General features: G+C 41.7%; 3 protein-coding genes. All 3 read right to left on the reverse strand.

Translation table 11 applies throughout. The annotated features are described in order from the left end of the window. Positions 1 to 36 precede the first annotated feature (36 nt). Complete coding sequence (locus tag Q0017_RS13705; protein ID WP_298148012.1) at positions 37 to 669, reverse strand: MgtC/SapB family protein; 633 nt, start codon at positions 667 to 669, stop codon at positions 37 to 39. 80 nt (positions 670 to 749) lie between these two features. Then, positions 750 to 1280, reverse strand: coding sequence for a YaeQ family protein (locus Q0017_RS13710; protein ID WP_298148015.1), 531 nt, complete (start codon positions 1278 to 1280; stop codon positions 750 to 752). Between the two features lie 100 nt (positions 1281 to 1380). Beyond that, positions 1381 to 2382: a GTP-binding protein gene (locus Q0017_RS13715; RefSeq protein WP_298148018.1), complete on the reverse strand. Its 1002-nt coding sequence runs from the start codon at positions 2380 to 2382 to the stop codon at positions 1381 to 1383. Between the last annotated feature and the right edge of the window lie 168 nt (positions 2383 to 2550).

The following is a 2550-nucleotide window of genomic DNA, read 5'->3' on the forward strand; positions in this document are numbered from 1 at the left end:
TCATTAAATCTAGTTAAATTTTCATATTTCATGGGACTAGTATAAACAATTTTTTACTTTCGCAAGAGGTCTATTAAGTAAATATTCGGTTAAGCGCTGATGGTTTTGCGCAAAGCCAATTAAAATCCAACGTCCAGTAATATGGCGCTCGGTCTTGTGTTGGGTATTACGCACCACTTTTAAATGGTGGGTTTTAAACAATTCTTCATAATGATCTAAGGTGGCTTGTTGATAGGCACACACAATCCGGTAATGCCGCGCTTGATTGAGTTGTTCGATTTTTTCTTGCACATAAATCAAAATCGCCAACACGGTCATAACGATCACGGCGCTAAAAATACTTAAAGCTTCATAGCCTGCACCCACCGCCATACCTAAAGCGGCAGTCATCCAAATGGTGGTGGCTGTGGTAATACCAGAAATACGATTTTCATCTTTAAAAATCACCCCAGCGCCTAAAAAACCTAAACCGGTTAAAACGTTGGCTGCCAAACGGTCGGGATTATCCACCCCAATTTTAATCGAGAGCATGGTAAATAAGCACGAACTGACACTCACCATAATCATGGTACGTAAACCTGCCGATTTACTGCGATATTCACGTTCGGCACCAATCACCGCACCAATCAGCAAAGCGAGTAATAAACGATACATCTCTGCATCTGTCATGCTGTTCTTCTTATGGTTTAATCATGACCTAGATATACAAAGCTTGGCGTTAAGATGCAATGCCCTTAACGCCCAAGATGTTATTTAAGTTGGATCCACTCAACCACTGCTTGAGCGTTGTCACCAATTAAGGTCCACTCGCCATCCATGACATTAAGCTGTAATTGCATGGTACGTTCACACAAGGCTTGAATGGATGTAGTGGTGGCTTCTGTGAGTTGCCACACCTCTACATTTTTCAAAGTTTTAATTTTACTGCTGCGTTTATACCATTCATCTACAGCCGAACCATAAGTGACCACAACCACTTTGTCGCAACGTGCACTGGCTTTTTTGACTTTATCTTCATCCGGCAAGCCCACTTCAATCCATGTTTGCAATTGACCGGTTAAGTCTTTTTGCCACAGTGCTGGCTCATCGGTTTCAAATAAATCTTTGGTAAACTCTAAAGCTTCATCTGCATAACGTGCATAGGCCAAAATACGCACCATTAAACGTTCAATGGTTTCTGATGGATGTAGCGCCATGGTCAGTTGATAATCACCATATTGGTGCACATCCATATTGGCAATATTTAAGTCTGCTTTATAGATGGTTGCTTTTAAAGCCATTGCTGAAAACTCCTAAATTATTGCCGCTAGGATACTCGATTTAAAGGTAAAACTTCTGCTTTTGCATGATTTTTGCCACGCTCAGTCAGTTTTGGCTGTCTTAGGATTCTTGATCAACACGGCAAGCCAATAAGGCAGCTTCAAAGTCGTGCCAATCACGATCTTGCTGATAAATAATTTCCACACGATTATCTACACTTTCCGCTGCAGTTTGATAATTAAATTGCTCAGGATTAAAGTTAAAACTTTTCCAACCTTGTTCGGTATTCAAAATCGCTTTAATACGCAACCAATCTTGCTGCTCACACAGTACATCCATCACATCATAAAAATTAAACTGCCACCGCTTGGAAAATTTCCAACCCGCCACGCAATAGCCTTGTGCTTGCTCTATATAGTGATATGGCAATTGGGTAATTTTGACTGGCTCTGTCGTGAGTTGTTGCTGCTGAATTTTTAACAAAGGTTGAATTTTACGCTGCGTAGCAATATACGGCTCATCAATCTCGTTTAATGTCACTTGTCCATGTTCGCTGATCAGCCACGTTTGCCCATAGGCTTGATATTCGTGTTGTAAGGCAGCCAGTGCATGTTGATCGGTGTCTTGCATCACGTCAGCGTGTGACACGACCACAGTATGCGCTGCTTTGAGTTGATCTTGATATAAATATTGCTCCGTCCATGCTCGATCACTTAAACGCGAACCGTCCACCACCGTCACAAGACGACGCACAGCCAAATAACTTTGCCAATGCGGTTCAGTCAATTGTTCTAATAATTCAGCCGGATGGCCTAATCCTGTAGGTTCAATAAACAATCGGTCGGGTTGTTGTTCATTGAGCAAGCGTGACAAGGCTATATGCATGGGCAATTGACTGCTACAACATAAACATCCCCCCAATAACTCTTTAACCGCATAGCCCTCATCTTGCGGCAGGAGTTGCTGATCAATCCCAATTTGGCCAAATTCATTCATTAACACAGCCCATGTTTCCTCTGCCGGCTTTTGTGCCAATAAAGCTTTGAGCAGCGTGGTTTTTCCTGCACCTAAAAAGCCTGAAATGACATGGGTGGGTACTGCCTGTTGTGCCAGAATCTTCATGTTTAGCCCCGTTTTTAAATTGCATTCATGCTACGCAAACTTATAGCAAGCTGCAACACGCGCCTTAAATACGCATTTTGAACCTTGTGCTTATATTAGACCTCTTGCGAAAGTAAAAAATTGTTTATACTAGTCCCATGAAATATGAAAATTTAACTAGATTTAATG

The sequence above is a fragment of the uncultured Acinetobacter sp. genome, from assembly GCF_947624825.1.
Classification (GTDB): domain Bacteria; phylum Pseudomonadota; class Gammaproteobacteria; order Pseudomonadales; family Moraxellaceae; genus Acinetobacter.

Excerpts from the sequence above, each read along its gene's own strand:
- Q0017_RS13715 (WP_298148018.1), bottom strand. The coding sequence starts at position 2,382 with ATGAAGATTCTGGCACAACAGGCAGTACCCACCCATGTCATTTCAGGC.
- Q0017_RS13705 (WP_298148012.1), bottom strand. The coding sequence starts at position 669 with ATGACAGATGCAGAGATGTATCGTTTATTACTCGCTTTGCTGATTGGT.
- Q0017_RS13710 (WP_298148015.1), bottom strand. The coding sequence starts at position 1,280 with ATGGCTTTAAAAGCAACCATCTATAAAGCAGACTTAAATATTGCCAAT.